This window comes from Methylobacterium sp. Leaf99 (assembly GCF_001422375.1).
GTDB lineage: Bacteria > Pseudomonadota > Alphaproteobacteria > Rhizobiales > Beijerinckiaceae > Methylobacterium.
This window is the reverse complement of sequence record NZ_LMMU01000001.1, coordinates 322,962-340,190: the sequence shown is the minus strand read 5'-3', so window position 1 is coordinate 340,190 and position 17,229 is coordinate 322,962. Positions and strand designations below refer to the sequence as shown.

The window sequence follows — 17,229 nt, the reverse complement described above, 5'->3', positions numbered from 1 at the left end:
GCCGTTCGACGGCCACGCTGTTCGACCGGTCTTCGAACGTTCTTCGACCGTTCTTGGGATGTGGGCGCATCGGACCCGATCCGATACGCCCGATCCTCGGTTCGGCATCGGCGTGTCCGCAGGCCGGTTCCCACCGTTCCGGCCGATGCTCTATCGTATGGCGCCTTCGAGGCTCGTCCCACCACACTCGATACCGGGTCCCGCTAGATGAAACCGATTCGCAAGGCCGTCCTTCCCGTCGCGGGCCTCGGGACCCGCTTCCTGCCGGCGACCAAGGCGGTGCCGAAGGAAATGCTCACCGTCGTGGATCGGCCCGTGGTGCAGCACGTCGTCGATGAGGCGCGGGAGGCCGGCATCGAGCATTTCATCTTCGTCACGGGCCGCGGCAAGGCGGTGATCGAGGACCATTTCGACATCGCGTTCGAACTCGACCGGATGCTGCAGGAGCGCGGCAAGCAGGCGGCCTACGAGGAGCTCAAGCGCGACCTTCCGGCCGCCGGACAGACCAGCTTCACCCGCCAGCAGGAGCCGCTGGGCCTCGGCCACGCCGTCTGGTGCGCCCGCGAGATCGTCGGCGACGAGCCGTTCGCCGTGCTGCTGCCCGATATGCTGAGCCGCGGCTGCATGCAGCAGATGCTGTCGGCCTACGAGCGCCACGGCGGCAACGTCATCGCCGTCGAGGAGGTGAAGCCCGAGGAGACCCACCAGTACGGAATCGTCGGCGTCGGCGAGACGTTCGGCCAGACCTTCGAGATCAACGGCATGGTGGAGAAGCCGAAAGCCGGCACCGCCCCGTCGAACTTCATCATCTCGGGCCGCTACATCCTGCAGCCGGAAATCTTCGAGGTGCTCTCGCATGGCGAGAAGGGCGCCGGCGGCGAGATCCAGCTCACCGACGCGATGATCAAGCTCGCTCGGACCCAGGACTTCTTCGGCATGCGCTACGAGGGACGGACCTACGACACGGGTTCGAAGCTCGGCTTCCTCACGGCGAACATCGCCTACGCCCTGGAGCGCGAGGACCTCGGCGGCCCCCTGCGGGCCGAGATCGCCCGGCTCCTCGCCGAAGGCTGAGCCCGCCCAGGGGACAATTCGGCAACGCCCCGCGCGGATCACGGGAAAAGCGCGGGGCCGCCCTCGGACCCTCTTGCGTTTTGTGCGCTGCACTCTACTTTGTGCATTGCGGGATCGCGATGGCGTCGCGGTTCGGCAGCCCTTTTTGGGCGTTTCCTCCCTAGACTTCGGGCCGCTCTTCGGAGCGGCCTTTTTTTCTGGGAACGGGTCGGCGATCCCGCACCATCGTATCGCTCGTCCGAGCCGTCCCGCGGAGCTTGACGCGCGACCGCCACGGGACGAATCGTCCACGCTGCGATCCCGTGCGGCGTTGCGTGGAAGATCCGGTTTCGAGGGGGCGATGGAAGACAGTGCCGCGCGCCTCTGGCCGCCCCTCGCCCGGTTCATCGCGGTCGATGCACGGCTCGGCGCCTGGGCCCTCGCGCGCGGTCCCTTCGTCGCCGGCCTCTACGAATTCCTGCGATTCGGCGTGAAGCAGGCCTGGGCCTGCCTGTTCGGCGGCCTGATCTGCGCCCTCCTGATCGCGAGCTATCTCTTTTACCCCAAGGATGCCCCCTTGAGCCGCTACGACGCCCTCACCCTGGCGGCGGTCGCGATCCAGGTCGTCCTGCTCCTGGCGCGGATGGAAACCTGGGAGGAAGCGAAGGTCATCGCCCTCTACCACGCGGTCGGGACGGTCATGGAGGTGTTCAAGACCGGTGTCGGATCGTGGGTCTATCCGGAGGCGAGCGTCCTGCGCCTCGCCGGTGTCCCGCTCTTCACCGGGTTCATGTATGCGAGCATCGGCTCCTACATCGCCCGGGTGTGGCGGCTGTTCGATTTCCGGTTCATCCGCCATCCGCCCCTGTGGCTGACCCTGCCGCTGGCCGGGGCGATCTATCTCAACTTCTTCACCCACCACTTCGCATGGGACCTGCGCTGGGTCCTGATGGCCCTGTCCTGCGTGCTGTTCGGGCGGACCTTCGTCCACTTCAAGGTCTGGCGGGTCCATCGCCGGATGCCGCTCGTCGTCGGCTTCGTGCTCGTGGCCCTGTTCATCTGGATCGCCGAGAACATCGGGACCGCGAGCCGCATCTGGCTCTACCCCCATCAGCAGGCCGGCTGGTCGGCGGTGTCGTGGGGGAAATTCGGATCGTGGTACTTGCTGATGATCGTGTCCTACGTCCTCGTCACCCTCGTGAGCCGGCCGCGGGAGTTCCGGCGGTCGGCTCGCGGGGAGGACCGGCCCGCGGAGGGGGCCGGGAGGACGTCTGAGATCAAGTCGTTCAGTTAGGGCAGGTTACCTCAGTCGAGGCAGGTCACCTCACTCGAGGCGGGTCGTCTCAGTTCAGGTAGGTGCGGATCCAGTTCGGGGACAGGATTTCGCCTTCCTCGGTGATGATCCACGGCTGCTTGGCCGGGTCCGTGAGAGCACCGGCGGCGGCCTTGATGGCCTCGCGCAGGGTGTCGTAACGCTCGGGTTGGGCGAGGGGGGCCGGGACGGGGGCGGTCCGCCAGATGGTCAGGTCGGCGGGACGTTCGAGGGCTTCGGTTTCCATGGTTCCTGTTCCTTGATCGGGAGGGTCGATCCCCACGATGCCGGCTGTCCGGTCCATCCGTTTTAAACGGATGAACCTGAACGGCCGCTGCGGACGATGGTGGGGAATGGCAGCATCTCTGGGGCGGCTTTGCGGTCGTTTCGGACGCAATTGTGCAGATGGCGTCCGTTCCGGCGCAGGGTCAGGGCGATGACGGATCATCGTTCTGGCCGGTGCTACTTGGGCGATACGGCTCTGTCGGGTTACGGGTCTTCCTGTGGTTCGCCCTATAGGCAGGATGTAGCTGCGGCGTTGAGATTGAACGGTGTGCTGTCACACCCGGGCCGTTCCGGCCCTTGACGTGAGTTGACGGCAGAAGCGTCACCGAGCGGTTAATGCGGCAGTGCAACAAATGGGTTTTCCCAGTACCGCGAAGAGGATGGCGATGGCGGATCGGTTCGTGCGGATCGCGGTGGGCGCGGCCCTGATCCTGCTCGCCCTGTTCGTGGCGCAGCCCTACGTGACGGCCGTCCTGTTCGCGGCCCGGACGCCGCGCGCGATCACGGCCCGGGGCGATCTCGCGCCGGCGGAAGCCTCCACCGTCGCCCTGTTCGCCCGGGCGAGCCCCTCCGTCGTCCACGTCTTCGCGCAGGCGGCGGCGCAGGGCCGCGCCCTCCTGGGCGTCGAATCCGACGAGGGGGGCGAGCAGGAAGGCCGCGGTTCGCAGACGGGCACCGGCTTCGTCTGGGATGCGGCCGGCCACATCGTGACGAACAACCACGTGGTGGCCGCCGCGGCGCAGGGGGGCGGCTCCATCTCGGTGCGGCTCTCGTCCGGTTCCGTGGTGACGGCCCGCATCGTCGGGACGGCGCCGAGCTACGACCTCGCCGTCCTCCAGCTCGGACGCACGACCGCGCCGCCGCCCCTGGCCATCGGCACCTCGGCCGATCTCAAGGTCGGCCAGACCACCTACGCCATCGGTAATCCGTTCGGCCTCGACCATAGCCTGACCACGGGCGTGGTCAGCGCCCTCCAGCGCCGCCTGCCGACGGCCGAGGGCCGCGAACTCTCGGGCGTCATCCAGACCGATGCGGCGATCAACCCCGGCAATTCCGGTGGTCCGCTCCTCGATTCCGCCGGGCGCCTCATCGGGGTCAACACGGCGATTTTCTCGCCCTCGGGGGCGAGCGCCGGCATCGGGTTCGCGATCCCCGTCGACGTGGTCAACCGCGTGGTGCCCGAACTCATCCGCAACGGCCGCACCCGCAATCCCGGCATCGGCATCATCGCCGGCCAGGAATCCATCGCCGCCCGCCTCGGCATCGACGGGGTCGTGGTGGTGCGCGTGATCCGCGGCTCGCCGGCCGCGGCGGCGGGACTGCGCGGCGTCGATCCGCAGACGGGTGCCCTCGGCGACGTCATCGTGGCGGTCGGGGACCAGCCCGTCCGCCGCCTCGCCGACCTCACGGCGGCCATGGCGGCGGCCGGCATCGATGCTACCGTAAACCTGACGGTGGTGCGGGACGGACGCACCCGTCGGGTCCGCGTGACCACGGCCGACGTCGCCGAGGTTCGGCGGTGAGCGGCCCGGACGGTCCCGGTTTCACCGATACGAAAGATCCACCGATGCGATCTGACCCGCGATCCCCGGCGATGCCCGTCGCCCCGCCGGACCGGCGCGGACGCGGCGCCCGCTCCGTTCCATGGGGGCGTGGACCGGCGCGTTTTCGCGGCGCATCCGGCCCGCGCCGGCGCATCGCGGACCGGGTGCGCGCCGGGTTTGGCGGCGCGCGATGACCCTGTTGCTGGCCGGTTTCGGGCTGCTGCTGCTGTGGTGGCTCGGCCGCAACGCCCTGCGCCGGTCGCCGGCCGGAGCGGCCCGGCTGCTGCGGCGGACCGGCGGTACCCTCGTCCTCGCGGCGGCCGGGCTGGTGCTGGTGCGGGGCCGCCCCGAGCTCGGGGTGATCCTGGTCCTCGCCGGCCTGTGGCTCCTCGAAGGCGAGGGCGGCCTGCGCCGCCGCTGGCGGGTCCTGTCGGACCGGGTCCGGGGGTGGACCCGCCTACAGGCGGATCTCCACCGCCGGAACCCCGGCGGGCGTGAACACGCTCAGGCTGATGCCGACCCGGGGACGCGCCGCCCGGCGGACCCAGGGGCGATGACGCAGGAGCAGGCTTATGAGATCCTGGGGCTTGAGCGCGGGGCGTCCCTGGTGGACGTCCGCCTCGCGCACCGAACGCTGATGAAGCGGCTCCACCCCGACCAGGGGGGGACGGCCGAGCAGGCGGCGCGCGTCAACGCGGCCCGGGACAGGCTGACGAACCGACATCGCTGAGACTCCACGCGCGTGCCAGGGGGATTTTTCGAGGGTTGTCCACCGGCAAGGGGCCGGTTTTGCGCACGCCGCTGTGATGCGCCGCACGGGGCGAGAACCGGTCCACGCGGGACCGGCCGTCCGAAGAAATCAGCTGCGGGTGGCGAAGCAGCTGAAGCCGCTGCGCTTCAGGGCGTTGCAGGCGTCCTGCGCCGTATCCTGCTCGGAGAAGCCGGAGAAGCGGGCGCGGTAGAGGGTGGCGCCGCCGTGCTCGACCTTCACCGTGTAGGGCGCGGCCCGCGACAGGGAGCCGCCGGCGCGGGTGCGGGCTTCGGCCAGCATGGACTTCGCCTTGTCCTCGTCGTCCATGGCGCCGAGCTGGATCACCCAGGCGGTGGGCGTCACCTTGGCGCCCGAGACCGTCTTGGGCGCGGATTCCGTGCGCGGCCCGTCGACGGAGGCGAGGCGGGCCGGGCTCTTGACGGCTGTGGGGAACGGGGAGGCGGGGGCGACCGGGGCATAGGCCTGCGCGGCGGCGGGCAGGCGCCCCCGGGCACCGGCGGAGCCGGGGGTCGTGGTCGCCCGGTTCGGAGAGATGTCGAGGGGCTCCCGGGCCGTGGACGCCGTGGTCTCGACGTCCTCGTCGTCGGCCGAGGCGACCTGGGTGCGGGTGCGGGACGCGCCGTCGGCGACCACGGCCGGCCGGGCGCGCTCGGCGACCTCGACGGTCGCGGGCGTCTGGCGGTTGCCGGCATAGGCCCGCGGCAGGTTGGCCCGCACGAGGTCGGCCATGATCTTGTCGCGGCTCGCCCCGGACTTGCCGCCGAGCACGATGGCGACGATCTGGCGGTCGTCGAGCTTGGCCGCGGTCATCAGGTTGAAGCCGGAATCGCGGGTGTAGCCGGTCTTGATCCCGTCGACGCCCTGGACGTTGCCGAGCAGGCGGTTGTGGTTGCCGATGACCCGGCCGCGGAACGCGAAGGAGCGGGTCTGGAAGTAGCGGTAGTAGCGCGGGAACCGGTCCTGGATGGCGCGGGCCAGCACCGTGAGGTCGCGGGCCGTGGTGATCTGATCGGAATCCGGCAGGCCCGACGCGTTGGCGTAGTTCGTCCGGCTCATGCCGAGGGCCTTCGCCTTCGCGGTCATCGCCTCGGCGAAGCGCGGCTCAGAGCCGGAGATGTTCTCGCCGATGGCGCAGGCGACGTCGTTGGCCGACTTCGTCACGATGGCCTTGATCGCATCCTCGACGGAGATGGTCGAACCCGGGCGCAGACCGAGCTTCGACGGCGATTGCGACGCGGCGAAGGAGGAGATGGTGAGGGGCGATTCGAGGGTGTAGCGGCCACGCTCGAGCTGCTCGAACAGCATGTAGAGCGTCATCACCTTGGTGATGGAGGCCGGGTGGCGCAGGGAGTCCTCGTTGACCGCGTGCAGAGTCTTGCCCGTCTTCACGTCGATGACCATCGCCGCGTAGGGCGGGCTGTAACCGCCGCCGCCGCGGCGGTGATGGCGCTTGGCCTCGGCGGGGGACGCCATGGCGGTGAGAACCACCGCCGCCGCGATCAGGGCCGGCAGGGAGCGCGTGGTCCCCGGGCGGGACAGTCGCGCGGGGCAGGCCATCGCAGGGTTGGGAACGCTACGCATCACGACTCACCGCCTCGGCAAGCACGGCGAAGGGCCGGCTTGCAACGCAACATCAGGACGGGGAGGCGTCAGCGCCGCCGTGACCCCGCAACATCTGTCAATCAGGCTAGGGGGGTGCAGTTACGGCGGGGTTAATGGGGTGCAGCGGATTTTGCCGATGATGTTGCGACGCATCATCGGACTTGACGTTCTATGTTGCATCGCACAAACGAGGGGGCCGGCGATCCGCGCACGGCGGGCCGCCCTCCGCGGCAGATCGATCTCGACGCCAGGGATGCCCGCAGGGGCAGAGCCGACGATGAACATGATGACGCAAGCCTTCGAGAAGACCTCCGCCCTCTACGAGGCGGGCACCCAGGGCCAGACCGGCCTCGGTACCGTGATGAAGGGCGTCACGGCCGTGGCGAAGACGAACCAGACCGCCGGGATCGAGTGGACGGATTTCGCCCGCCAGTCCTTCGCCGAGGGTACGGCTACCATGAAGAAGCTCGCCGCCGCGCGCACCCCGCAGGCGGCCTTCGAAATCCAGGCCGCCTATCTGAAGGGCTCCTACGAGCGCCTGGTCGCACAGACCCAGACCATGCGCGATCTCTACAGCGGCCTCGCCACCACGATGAAGCCCCAGGGCACCGGCGCGAAGCTGCCCGCCACCGTCTGATTCACCCGTCCCGACCCATCGGTTCGCAGCCCCGCGCGTCATCGACGTGCGGGGCTTCTTCGTTCGTGCGCGGCGGTCCGGCGGACAAGTGCGCGCAGCCGACTGGCGAAGTCGCCCCTCGCCCTATAGATTGCTCTCACGGCCCGCATGGTTCGCGACACAGGCCGTTTCGCGAGCACAGTGCCGCCTCATGGGGTCGATACGATTCAGATGTCCGACGTCCTGCTGAAGGGCACAGCCACGACACCCGCGCGGGACGCTTTCCGTGCCGCGAGCGGCGAACCGCATCGGGGGCCGCCCCGGGCGGCAGCGAACCCGGAGGATCCGGGTAACGGCGACGATGGCCGGTCCGGCACGGCGATCATCACCCGGACCAAGCCGAAGACCAAGCGCCCGAGCCTGTATCGCGTGCTGCTTCTCAATGACGACTACACGCCGATGGAATTCGTCGTTCACGTCGTGGAGAAGTTCTTCAACAAGTCCCAAGAAGACGCTTACCAGATCATGATGCACGTGCACCAGAACGGTGTCGGCGAATGCGGCATATTTACCTATGAAGTCGCCGAGACCAAGGTGACGCAGGTGATGGACTTCGCCCGCAAACACCAACATCCTCTCCAGTGCGTTATGGAAAAGAAATAGGCACCCCCACACAGAGGCCACGCTTTGCCCAGCTTCTCTCGCAGCCTAGAACAAGCTCTCCACCGCGCCCTGGCGCTCGCCGGTGAGCGGCGGCACGAATACGCGACGCTGGAGCATCTTCTCCTCGCCCTGGTGGACGATCAGGACGCCGCCGCGGTGATGCGGGCCTGCAACGTCGAGGTCGATACCCTCAAGCGCAGCCTCGTCGAGTACGTCGACACCGAACTCGCCAACCTCATCGGGGATGGCCGGCAGGATGCCAAGCCCACGGCCGGCTTCCAGCGGGTGATCCAGCGTGCGGTGATCCACGTGCAGTCCTCGGGCCGCGAGGAGGTGACGGGGGCGAACGTGCTCGTGGCGATCTTCGCCGAGCGCGAGAGCCACGCCGCCTACTTTCTGCAGGAGCAGGACATGACCCGCTACGACGCGGTCAATTACATCAGCCACGGCATCGCCAAACGGCCGGGTGCTTCGGAGCCGAAGCCCGTGCGCGGCGCCGAAGAGGAGTCCGCGGCCGAGCGGCCGAGCGGCGAGGACAACGACGCGCGGCCGAAGAAGAAGGGCGATGCCCTCGAGGCCTACTGCATCAACCTCAACAAGAAGGCCCGCGACGGCCGGATCGATCCGCTCATCGGCCGCGAGACCGAAGTGCAGCGCACGATCCAGATCCTGTGCCGGCGCCAGAAGAACAATCCCCTGCTGGTGGGCGATCCCGGCGTCGGCAAGACCGCCATCGCCGAGGGCCTGGCACGCAAGATCATCCACAAGGAGGTGCCGGAAGTCCTCATCGACGCCACGGTGTTCTCCCTCGACATGGGCACGCTGCTGGCCGGCACCCGCTATCGCGGCGACTTCGAGGAGCGCCTGAAGCAGGTGATGAAGGAGATCGAGGCGCACCCCAACGCGGTGCTGTTCATCGACGAGATCCACACGGTGATCGGCGCCGGCGCCACCTCGGGGGGAGCCATGGACGCCTCGAATCTGCTGAAGCCCGCGCTGGCCAACGGGTCGCTCCGCTGCATCGGCTCGACCACCTACAAGGAGTACCGGCAGTACTTCGAGAAGGACCGCGCCCTGGTGCGCCGGTTCCAGAAGATCGACGTCAACGAGCCGTCGATCCCCGATGCCATCGAGATCGTGAAGGGGCTCAAGCCCTACTTCGAGGAATTCCACAAGCTCAAGTACACCGTCGAGGCGGTGAAGGCGGCCGTCGAACTCTCGGCGCGCTACATCAACGACCGCAAGCTGCCCGACAAGGCCATCGACGTCATCGACGAGACCGGCGCTTCGCAGATGCTGGTGCCCGAGGCGCGCCGCAAGCGCACCATCGGCGTCAAGGAGATCGAGGCCACCATCGCGACCATGGCGCGCATTCCGCCGAAAACCGTCTCGAAGGACGACGCGGTGGTGTTGAGGAACCTCACCGACAGCCTCAAACGCGTCGTCTACGGCCAGCCCAACGCCATCGAGGCCCTGACGTCGGCGATCAAGCTCGCCCGCGCCGGTCTGCGCGATCCCGACAAGCCCATCGGCTCGTACCTGTTCGCCGGTCCGACCGGCGTCGGCAAGACCGAGGCGGCCAAGCAGCTCGCGGTTTCCCTCTGCGTCGAGATGCTGCGCTTCGACATGTCGGAATACATGGAGCGCCACACGGTGAGCCGCCTCATCGGCGCGCCTCCCGGCTATGTCGGCTTCGATCAGGGCGGCCTGCTGACCGACGGCATCGACCAGCATCCGCACTGCGTGCTGCTGCTGGACGAGATCGAGAAGGCCCACCCGGACCTGTTCAACATCCTGTTGCAGGTGATGGATCACGGCAAACTCACCGACCACAACGGCAAGCAGGTCGATTTCCGCAACGTGATCATCATCATGACGACGAATGCGGGCGCCTCCGATCTGGCGAAGTCGGCCTACGGTTTCACCCAGACCAAGCGCACGGGCGACGACGTCGAGGCGATCAACAAGCTGTTCGCGCCGGAATTCCGCAACCGGCTCGACGCGATCATCTCGTTCGGCCACCTGCCGAAAGAGGTCGTCGCCAAGGTGGTGGACAAGTTCGTCCTCCAGCTCGAGGCCCAGCTCGCCGATCGCAACGTCACCATCGAGCTCTCCGACGAGGCACGTGAATGGCTCGTGGAGCACGGCTACGACGATGCCATGGGCGCACGCCCGATGGCACGCCTGATCCAGTCCACCATCAAGACGCCGCTCGCCGACGAGGTGCTGTTCGGGCGCCTCAAGGACGGCGGCGCCGTGCGGGTGGTGGTGAAGGCTCCGGAGGAGGGCGAGAAGCAGGCCCTGGGGTTCGAGTTTCCGGCCGGGCCGGTGACGCCGAAGCCGGAGAAGGACGTGACCAACGCGGCGAAGAAGCACAAGCGCACCCGGGCCAAGGTGTCGCCGCGCAAGAAGGACGGCAAGGACGGTGGTTCGGGGAGCGGCGGATCGGGTGTCCGCACCGTGCCCAAGGTGCCCCTGGTGAAAGCCTGAGCCGAGGGTCGCCCGGTGGCGGGGTCGGCGCGCGAGGCGCCGATCCCGCCATTCGAAGGAAAGACATGAGGCCGAACCATCCGCCGACGCTCGACAGGCGGCCTCGCGATGGTTAGCAAGCGCCCCTTGGGGTTTCGGCCTCGCCGAAACGACGCACAGGTTGCGTCGGGCCAGTGACACGGGGGCATCCTGAATGAACGATCTGCATGAGGGCCCCCTCACGCCCGTCTCCCACCCGGTTCAACCAACCCCGACCCGTCGGGAGGAGCGACGGCTCCGCCGCCGTCGTCGCCACCGGGGAGAGGAACTCCTGGGCTGGGTCCTCGTGCCCATCATGGTGGTGGGTCTCTATTGGGGCATCAACGCCGGCTTCGAAGCCCTCGGCACCTCACCGGGCCTCGTCTGGGACCAGCTCATGCAGGTCAAGGCGATGATGGAGAAGCGCAGCTAGGACCCTCGGTTCGAAGCGATCTCGCCGGCGATCAGAAAGGCGGGCGGCCGGGCGTGCCTCAGGCGCGCGTCAGGGCGTGGATCGAGAACAGGCCGTCGGGATCGGTCCAGGCGGCCTTGGGCGTCCAGCCGGCTTCGCTCGACAGGGCCCGAAAACCGTCGAGGGTGTACTTGTAGCTGTTCTCGGTGTGGATGGTTTCGCCCTCGTTGAACGCGAAGGCGTGGCCCGCGAGGCGTATCGTCTGCGCGCGCAGGCTCACCAGGTGCATTTCGATGCGGGAGGCGTCCGCGTTGAAGAAAGCGCGATGTGCGAAACCGTCGACATCGAGGGCCGCGCCGAGTTCGCCCCTGATGCGGACCAGGAGATTAAGGTTGAACGCGGCTGTGACACCCGCCGCATCGTCGTAGGCGGCTTCCAGCACCGACCGGTCCTTCACGAGATCCACGCCGACGATGAGGCTGGCTCCGCGTCCGAGCACCCTGCCGAAATGCGCCAGCAGGTGCGTCGCCTGGGGCGGCTCGAAATTGCCGATGGTCGAGCCGGGAAAGAAGCCCGCGACGGCATCATGCGACAGGCCATCCGGCAGGGTGAAGGCGCGGGTGAAATCCGCCGCCACGGGGGCGATGGCGAGGTTGGGAAAGTCGGCGGCCAGGGCTTCGGCTTCGCTGTGCAGGAAGCTTTCCGAGACATCCACCGGGACATAGGCGGCGAGATCCGGCCGGTGCACGAGCAGACGACGCACTTTTACCGTCGAGCCGCTGCCGAGTTCGACTAGGTTGGCCCGTGCCGGCAGGTGGGCGGCGATCTCCGCACCCTTGGTATCGAGGATGCCGAGCTCCGTCCGGGTCGGGTAATATTCCGGCTGGCGGGTGATTCCCTCGAACAGGTCGGAGCCGGCCGCATCGTAGAAGTACTTCGCCGACAGGAATTTCTGCGGCGCCGACAGGCCCGCGACGACATCGTCCTCGAACTGCTGACGGGCATCCCGCGCGGCGAGGGGCTTCGCGTTGGTGAAGACGGGATTGATGGTCAACGCTGGAATCTCCGGGACGTCGGGTCTGGCTTAGGCGCGGGTGTCGGACAGGCGCAGGCCCGTGAACTGCCAACGCTGATGCGGATAGAAGAAGTTCCGGTAGCCGACGCGGGCATGGCCCTCGGGCGTCGCCACGGAGGAGCCGCGCAGGACGAACTGGTTCGACATGAACTTGCCGTTGTACTCGCCCAGCGCCCCGTCCACGGGCCGGTAGCCCGGATAGGCCGTGTAGGCGCTGCGGGTCCATTGCCAGACGGAGCCGAAGGCATCCGCCAGATGCCCGTCGCGGGCTGCGACCTCCCATTCGAATTCCGTCGGCAGATCGCGTCCCGCCCAACGCGCGTAGGCATCGGCCTCGTAGTAGCTCACGTGGGTAACGGGCAGGGACGGGTCGACGGTGCGGATGCCGGCGAGCGTCATCGTCGCCCAGTCACCGTCCTTCCGACACCAGTAGCCCGGTGCCTCCCAAGCCTCGGCTTGGGCGGCGAGCCAGCCGTCGGAGAGCCAGAGCTCGGGCCGGGTGTAGCCGCCGTCTGTCATGAAGGTCAGCCACTGGGCGTTGGTCACGAGGTCGCGGTCGAGGGTGCCGGCCTGGATCAGAACATCGTGGCGGGGTGATTCGTTGTCGAAGGAGAAGCCCTCGCCGCCATGCCCGATCTGGGTGATGGTCCGGGCGAGCTGCACCGTTCCGCTCGCGACCTGCGGTGACGGGAAGCGCCACCCTTCGTCGTAGGCCGGCCCGAGGGGGTTTTGCGCGAAGGCGTGCAGGATGTCGGTGATGAGCAATTCCTGATGCTGCTGCTCGTGGTAGAGCCCGATCTCGAGGATCGGCAGCAGCGTATCGAGGGACGTCGGCGAGGCCTGCGTTAAAAGCGCGTCGACGGCGCGATCGACATGCGCGCGGTAGCCGGCCACTTCCTCGGTCGTCGGTCGGGTGATGAGGCCGCGCAGGATGCGTGGTTGGCGCGGGCCGGCGGCGACGTAGTACGAATTGAACAGGTAGTGCAGGCGCTCGTCGTAGAGGGCGTAGCCCGGCAGATGCGCCCGCAGGAGAAACTGCTCGAAAAACCATGTCGTGTGGGCGCGGTGCCACTTCGTCGGGCTCGCATCCGCCATGGACTGAACCTGCTGATCCTCCGGCGACAGGGGGGCGGCCCGGCGCTCGGTCTCGTCGCGGACATGATGAAATGCCGCGATCCAGGCCGCGCGGTCGACCGGCCGGGCACCGAGGCTCGGCGGCGGGAAAGCCGGGCGCCTGGACAGCTCAGGGGCGGTGTCGCGAAACGCTGCGGTCGCTGCCATGCCGGCTTCTCCATGTGTTTGTGACGCTGGAAGATATGGCCGATGGGCCGTTCGGCAACGGGCACGCATCCGAACGGTTCGTCGCGCCCGCGGCGCCGATCCCCTCGGCGACGTTGCCCGGACCTCTCCCGATCCGGCCGCCTTTTTCGTGCCGCGGTCACACCCTCTTAACCGGCGCGACCCGACACTTGCTCCTCTCGCAGGGCGTCGGACCGGGTTGGGATGCGGAACAATCTCATGGCAGGCGCGGCCACGGTCGCTGCGGCGGCGGGTGTGAATCCGGCTCCGACGATCCTCGTCTTCGATTCCGGACTCGGCGGCCTCACGGTGCTGGAGCAGGTGCGCCGGGCCCGGCCGGACGCGGCCTACGTCTACGCAGCCGACGATGCCGCTTTCCCGTATGGCCGCCTTGCGGAAGCGACGCTCATCGACCGCGTGCTCGCCGTGATGGACCGCCTCGTCGCGGTCCACCGGCCGGACCTCGTGGTCATCGCCTGCAACACCGCCTCGACCCTGGTGCTGCCGGCCCTGCGCCAGCGCTTCGCGATTCCGTTCGTGGGTGTCGTGCCACCGATCAAGCCGGCGGCGGAGGCGACGCGCACGCGCCGGATCAGCCTGCTCGCCACGCCCGGCACCGTTGCGCGGGCCTACACGCACGAACTCATCGAGACCTATGCGGGTGCATGTGACGTGACCCTGGTGGGAGCGCCCAACCTCGCCGGCTTCGCCGAAGCGGAACTCGCCGGGGCGCCCGTGGACGATGCGCGCCTCGCCGCCGAGATCGCGCCGTGCTTCATCATTGGCGCGGAGGGGCGGCGGACGGATGTCGTCTGCCTCGCCTGCACGCATTATCCGCTGCTGCTGCCGCGCTTTCAGGCCCTCGCGCCGTGGCCGGTTCTCTGGATCGACCCCGCGCCCGCCATCGCCCGCCGGGTGACGCAGTTGCTCGGCACCGTCCAGCGCTCCGCCCAGGACGCGTCAGGCTCCGTGCTCGGCGCCTTCACCGGAGGCGCCGGCCTGACAAACGCCCTGCGGACCTCCCTTGCCGTGCGCGGCCTCACCGCAGTCGACGTCGAGGCGATGCCCCTCAGTGTCCAGTGAGGCCGCCTGCGGAGAGGTGAGCCGCCTCGGCATTGACGGGCGCGCCGCCCTGCTCTAGGGAAGCGCACGTGACGGGGCCCCGACGAGGGGCCCCGAAACGTTTTCAAGCGCACCCGTGAGTCGGCTTCGGCCGCTCTGTCGTTCCGGGTCAGGCCCTTGGGGCCGGTCCGGAAAGAGGAGGGCGCGTTCCTCGATAGATCTCCTTTGCGAGAGGAACCGCGATGTCAAAACGCATTCAGGCGAAGCACAAGCTCGATCGCCGCATGGGCCAGAACATCTGGGGCCGCCCGAAGAGCCCCGTCAATCGCCGCGAATACGGCCCCGGCCAGCACGGTCAGCGCCGCAAGGGCAAGATGTCCGACTTCGGCACGCAGCTGCGCGCCAAGCAGAAGCTCAAGGGCTACTACGCGAACATCACCGAGAAGCAGTTCCGCCGCTACTACGCCGAGGCGATCCGCCTCCGTGGCGATTCGGGCGAGAACCTGATCGGCCTGCTCGAGCGCCGCCTCGATGCCGTCGTCTACCGCGCCAAGTTCGTGCCGACCCCGTTCGCCGCGCGCCAGTTCGTCAACCACGGCCACGTCAAGGTCAACGGTCAGCGGGTCAACATCGCCAGCTACCTCGTGAAGACCGGCGACGTCATCGAGGTCAAGGATTCCTCCAAGCAGCTCGAGATCGTCGTCGTGGCGTCCCAGCTCGCCGAGCGTGACGTGCCGGACTACATTGAGGTGGATCACGCCAAGATGACGGCCCGCGTCACCCGCATTCCGAACCTCGGCGAGGTGCCCTACCCCGTCCAGATGGAACCGAACCTCGTGATCGAGTTCTACTCGCGCTGATCCCGATCGGATCGCTGTCGTGTCGAAAAGGGCCGCCCCATGGGGCGGCCCTTTTTGCTGATCGGGACGGGCCACCGCGGGTCACGCATCCCGCGGATCCGCCCCCGGTGTGTAACCGTTCTCTCTCATCGAAGAGGGGAGGGGCGGTCCCGCAGGTTCCGTGCCCGCAAAACCTCCGACGCCTGCCGCGCACTCGGGGGCATGTCGGACGTGCGGGGATCGTCCGGGGCGGGAAGGCCGAAGCCCGCTTTCGATTGGTCCTTGCCGGAAAAGCCATAGCCCGCATTCACGCCCGCATAGACACCGGTGAAGTCTTCGGGAAAGGCCGGACCGACGAAGGTCGCAAGCCAGATCAGGCTGAGCGATGCGAGCCGCATGGTTTCTCCGCACGGGATTCGAGGTCGAAACGCAAAACGGCGACCCCGGGAGGGCCGCCGTTCGCTCACCTTGAGTTCGAAACCGTGGCCGAAGGACGGCCAGAATTTCGAATCAATCGTCGACGTTGATGCTCTGGGCCTCGCGGCCCTTCTGGCCCTCGACGACGCCGAGAACGACCTGCTGACCCTCGGCGAGGGACTCGAGGCCGGCGCGCGACAGGGCGGAGCGATGCACGAACACGTCCTTGCCGCCGTCGTTGACGGAGACGAAGCCGAAGCCCTTGGCGGGATCGTACCACTTCACGGTGCCGCTCATCTCGGTCGAGGGGCCACTGGCGAAGCGTCCGCCGCCACGGTCGCCGCCGCCGGCGCTGCCGTAGCGATCGCCACCGCCGGCACCGGCGCCGTAGCCACCACGGTCGCCGCCGAAGCGGTCACCGCCAGCGAAACCGCCGGTGCGGGGCGGACGCGCATCGCGCATGGGGGCCGCCTCGGCCGTGGAAGTATCCACGCTGGTGACGTCCGTCACCTGCGGACCCTTCTGGCCCTGGGCCGTGTGAACCGTCAGGCGCGTGCCGGGCATGAGGTCGGCATGGCCAGCGGCTTCGACGGCGCGGATGTGGAGGAAGGCATCGCCCGAACCGTCAGCCAGCTCGACGAAACCGAAGCCCTTCTCCTTGTTGAACCACTTGACCGTCGCATCGCGCTCCGGTCCCGAGGGGGCTGCCGCCGCACGGGCCGGGGCACGGTCGAAGCCGCCGCCACCGCCGAAACCGCCGCCATAGCCACCGCCGCTCGGCGGAGCCTGATCGGGCCAACGCGGCTCGGCTCCACCCTCATCGAAGCCGCGCTTCTGCGGCCCCCTGAAATCACGACCACGTCCCATAGAAAGCTCGCAAAAACCGTCCGCCGACCATCATTTAAGAATACCGCGTGCGCGCCATCCCAGACAGCCCACGCTCCGCACTATCATTACCCCCGGCAGCGGTGACCAAGAATAACGCCTTAGTCCTGACTGAAACACAGCGCCATCGCAAGGTCCATTTCCGACCTTCGGCTCAGGTTCCATCATTTTTCTGCGACAAAATGCGTAGCCGGCATGGCGCCCTGCGGAAAGCTTCTCGCAAGGTTCGCTCCGGCGCGGGGCGGCGCCGGTCCGGAAACGCGGGATCGGCCCGCCCGTTAGGGAAACGAAAAGGCCGCCCCGTCTAGGGTTCGGGCTGGGCCGGTCCGAGCGAGCGGACCGGAGCCGAACGCCACCGCCATGATCGCCACCCCGACCTTTCCGGACCTGTCCGCCCTGGTGGTGGACGAAAGCCTGTATATCCGCCGCATCGTGCGTGACATGCTCATGCGCGTGGGCATTAAGCGCGTCCTCGAAGCGCCCGACGGCGCCGAGGCCCTCGGCGTCCTCGCCGAGAGCAAGCCGGACCTCACCATCATCGATTGGGACCTAGCGATCCTGTCCGGCGAAGAGTTCATCCGCCTCGCCCGCACGCCGACGACGTCCCCCTCACCGACGGTGCCGATCATCCTGATGCTGGCCCAGCCGCGCCGCAACGTCGTGGACCGGGCGATCTCCCTCGGCGTCAACGAGATCATCGCCAAGCCGTTCTCGCCAAAGACCCTGTGGTCGCGCCTCGACGAGGTCATCAACCGGCCCCGTCCGTTCTCCCAGGTGAAGAGTCTGCTTCGCCCGGTGCCGCGCCTCCTGGCCGCCGGCAAGGCGAACTGACCCGGTCAGCTGAACCGATCCGCCGAGCACCGTCCCGAACCCGTCCCCTCTCAT

General features: G+C 68.2%; 17 protein-coding genes. 11 read left to right on the top strand and 6 right to left on the bottom strand.

The window, feature by feature from the left end; all coding sequences use genetic code 11:
• Positions 1 to 207: 207 nt before the first annotated feature.
• Both galU and ASF28_RS01595 read left to right on the top strand, forming a co-directional pair.
• Complete coding sequence (gene galU, locus ASF28_RS01600; RefSeq protein ID WP_056086771.1) at positions 208 to 1,074, top strand: UTP--glucose-1-phosphate uridylyltransferase GalU; 867 nt, start codon at positions 208 to 210, stop codon at positions 1,072 to 1,074.
• A 340-nt stretch (positions 1,075 to 1,414) separates the two neighbouring features.
• Complete coding sequence (locus ASF28_RS01595) at positions 1,415 to 2,347, top strand: DUF817 domain-containing protein (protein ID WP_056086770.1); 933 nt, start codon at positions 1,415 to 1,417, stop codon at positions 2,345 to 2,347.
• Between the two features lie 49 nt (positions 2,348 to 2,396).
• Here ASF28_RS01595 and ASF28_RS01590 read toward each other — a convergent pair whose 3' ends face one another.
• On the bottom strand, positions 2,397 to 2,612 hold the full coding sequence (locus tag ASF28_RS01590; protein ID WP_056086766.1) for a hypothetical protein: 216 nt from the start codon (positions 2,610 to 2,612) through the stop codon (positions 2,397 to 2,399).
• A 424-nt stretch (positions 2,613 to 3,036) separates the two neighbouring features.
• Between ASF28_RS01590 and ASF28_RS01585 the strand changes: the two genes are divergently transcribed.
• Positions 3,037 to 4,173 (top strand): S1C family serine protease, encoded by a 1,137-nt coding sequence (locus tag ASF28_RS01585; RefSeq protein WP_056091031.1) that lies wholly within the window; start codon positions 3,037 to 3,039, stop codon positions 4,171 to 4,173.
• A gap of 211 nt (positions 4,174 to 4,384) precedes the next feature.
• Positions 4,385 to 4,924: a J domain-containing protein gene (locus ASF28_RS21315; protein ID WP_157085266.1), complete on the top strand. Its 540-nt coding sequence runs from the start codon at positions 4,385 to 4,387 to the stop codon at positions 4,922 to 4,924.
• Positions 4,925 to 5,053: 129 nt separating this feature from the next.
• On the opposite strand, the gene ASF28_RS01575 is transcribed toward ASF28_RS21315, so the two are convergent.
• Positions 5,054 to 6,547, bottom strand: coding sequence for a D-alanyl-D-alanine carboxypeptidase (locus ASF28_RS01575; RefSeq protein ID WP_056086763.1), 1,494 nt, complete (start codon positions 6,545 to 6,547; stop codon positions 5,054 to 5,056).
• A gap of 304 nt (positions 6,548 to 6,851) precedes the next feature.
• Here ASF28_RS01575 and ASF28_RS01570 point away from each other — a divergent pair, with 304 nt between their 5' ends.
• The 4 genes from ASF28_RS01570 to ASF28_RS01555 all read left to right on the top strand — a co-directional run bounded on the left by ASF28_RS01570 (position 6,852) and on the right by ASF28_RS01555 (position 10,788).
• Positions 6,852 to 7,205, top strand: coding sequence for a phasin family protein (locus ASF28_RS01570; RefSeq protein ID WP_056091028.1), 354 nt, complete (start codon positions 6,852 to 6,854; stop codon positions 7,203 to 7,205).
• Between the two features lie 210 nt (positions 7,206 to 7,415).
• Positions 7,416 to 7,847 carry an ATP-dependent Clp protease adapter ClpS gene (gene clpS, locus ASF28_RS01565; RefSeq protein ID WP_147711002.1) on the top strand — a complete coding sequence of 144 codons (432 nt, stop codon included), beginning with the start codon at positions 7,416 to 7,418 and terminating at the stop codon, positions 7,845 to 7,847.
• Positions 7,848 to 7,871: 24 nt separating this feature from the next.
• Positions 7,872 to 10,337, top strand: a complete 2,466-nt coding sequence (gene clpA / locus ASF28_RS01560) for an ATP-dependent Clp protease ATP-binding subunit ClpA (RefSeq protein WP_056086760.1) — start codon at positions 7,872 to 7,874, stop codon at positions 10,335 to 10,337.
• Positions 10,338 to 10,530: 193 nt separating this feature from the next.
• Entirely contained in the window at positions 10,531 to 10,788 is a 258-nt protein-coding gene (locus ASF28_RS01555; RefSeq protein ID WP_056086757.1) for a hypothetical protein, read from the top strand.
• Between the two features lie 58 nt (positions 10,789 to 10,846).
• Here ASF28_RS01555 and egtD read toward each other — a convergent pair whose 3' ends face one another.
• Positions 10,847 to 11,821 (bottom strand): L-histidine N(alpha)-methyltransferase, encoded by a 975-nt coding sequence (gene egtD, locus ASF28_RS01550; RefSeq protein ID WP_056086754.1) that lies wholly within the window; start codon positions 11,819 to 11,821, stop codon positions 10,847 to 10,849.
• A gap of 30 nt (positions 11,822 to 11,851) precedes the next feature.
• The gene (egtB, locus tag ASF28_RS01545) at positions 11,852 to 13,123 is read right to left on the bottom strand and encodes an ergothioneine biosynthesis protein EgtB (protein WP_056086750.1); all 1,272 of its coding nucleotides are present in this window, start codon (positions 13,121 to 13,123) and stop codon (positions 11,852 to 11,854) included.
• Positions 13,124 to 13,345: 222 nt separating this feature from the next.
• On the opposite strand from egtB, the gene murI reads away from it, so the two are divergent.
• Both murI and rpsD read left to right on the top strand, forming a co-directional pair.
• The gene (gene murI, locus ASF28_RS01540) at positions 13,346 to 14,224 is read left to right on the top strand and encodes a glutamate racemase (RefSeq protein ID WP_056086747.1); all 879 of its coding nucleotides are present in this window, start codon (positions 13,346 to 13,348) and stop codon (positions 14,222 to 14,224) included.
• Positions 14,225 to 14,445: 221 nt separating this feature from the next.
• A complete protein-coding gene (gene rpsD, locus ASF28_RS01535) occupies positions 14,446 to 15,063 on the top strand; it encodes a 30S ribosomal protein S4 (RefSeq protein WP_056086744.1) in 618 nt (205 codons plus the stop codon).
• Between the two features lie 125 nt (positions 15,064 to 15,188).
• Here the strand turns inward: rpsD and ASF28_RS01530 are convergent, their stop codons facing one another.
• On the bottom strand, positions 15,189 to 15,440 hold the full coding sequence (locus ASF28_RS01530; RefSeq protein WP_056086740.1) for a hypothetical protein: 252 nt from the start codon (positions 15,438 to 15,440) through the stop codon (positions 15,189 to 15,191).
• 112 nt (positions 15,441 to 15,552) lie between these two features.
• Positions 15,553 to 16,326, bottom strand: a complete 774-nt coding sequence (locus ASF28_RS23520; RefSeq protein ID WP_056086738.1) for a cold-shock protein — start codon at positions 16,324 to 16,326, stop codon at positions 15,553 to 15,555.
• A 378-nt stretch (positions 16,327 to 16,704) separates the two neighbouring features.
• Here ASF28_RS23520 and ASF28_RS01520 point away from each other — a divergent pair, with 378 nt between their 5' ends.
• The gene (locus ASF28_RS01520) at positions 16,705 to 17,175 is read left to right on the top strand and encodes a response regulator (protein WP_056086736.1); all 471 of its coding nucleotides are present in this window, start codon (positions 16,705 to 16,707) and stop codon (positions 17,173 to 17,175) included.
• Positions 17,176 to 17,229: the final 54 nt, after the last annotated feature.

Coding starts and splice junctions, on each gene's coding strand:
- ASF28_RS01520 (WP_056086736.1), top strand. CDS start 16,705: ATGATCGCCACCCCGACCTTTCCGGACCTGTCCGCCCTGGTGGTGGAC.
- egtB (WP_056086750.1), bottom strand. CDS start 13,123: ATGGCAGCGACCGCAGCGTTTCGCGACACCGCCCCTGAGCTGTCCAGG.
- ASF28_RS01530 (WP_056086740.1), bottom strand. CDS start 15,440: ATGCGGCTCGCATCGCTCAGCCTGATCTGGCTTGCGACCTTCGTCGGT.
- ASF28_RS01555 (WP_056086757.1), top strand. CDS start 10,531: ATGAACGATCTGCATGAGGGCCCCCTCACGCCCGTCTCCCACCCGGTT.
- ASF28_RS21315 (WP_157085266.1), top strand. CDS start 4,385: ATGACCCTGTTGCTGGCCGGTTTCGGGCTGCTGCTGCTGTGGTGGCTC.
- murI (WP_056086747.1), top strand. CDS start 13,346: ATGCGGAACAATCTCATGGCAGGCGCGGCCACGGTCGCTGCGGCGGCG.
- ASF28_RS01595 (WP_056086770.1), top strand. CDS start 1,415: ATGGAAGACAGTGCCGCGCGCCTCTGGCCGCCCCTCGCCCGGTTCATC.
- ASF28_RS01590 (WP_056086766.1), bottom strand. CDS start 2,612: ATGGAAACCGAAGCCCTCGAACGTCCCGCCGACCTGACCATCTGGCGG.
- clpS (WP_147711002.1), top strand. CDS start 7,416: ATGTCCGACGTCCTGCTGAAGGGCACAGCCACGACACCCGCGCGGGAC.
- ASF28_RS01575 (WP_056086763.1), bottom strand. CDS start 6,547: ATGCGTAGCGTTCCCAACCCTGCGATGGCCTGCCCCGCGCGACTGTCC.
- galU (WP_056086771.1), top strand. CDS start 208: ATGAAACCGATTCGCAAGGCCGTCCTTCCCGTCGCGGGCCTCGGGACC.
- ASF28_RS23520 (WP_056086738.1), bottom strand. CDS start 16,326: ATGGGACGTGGTCGTGATTTCAGGGGGCCGCAGAAGCGCGGCTTCGAT.
- ASF28_RS01570 (WP_056091028.1), top strand. CDS start 6,852: ATGATGACGCAAGCCTTCGAGAAGACCTCCGCCCTCTACGAGGCGGGC.
- ASF28_RS01585 (WP_056091031.1), top strand. CDS start 3,037: ATGGCGGATCGGTTCGTGCGGATCGCGGTGGGCGCGGCCCTGATCCTG.
- rpsD (WP_056086744.1), top strand. CDS start 14,446: ATGTCAAAACGCATTCAGGCGAAGCACAAGCTCGATCGCCGCATGGGC.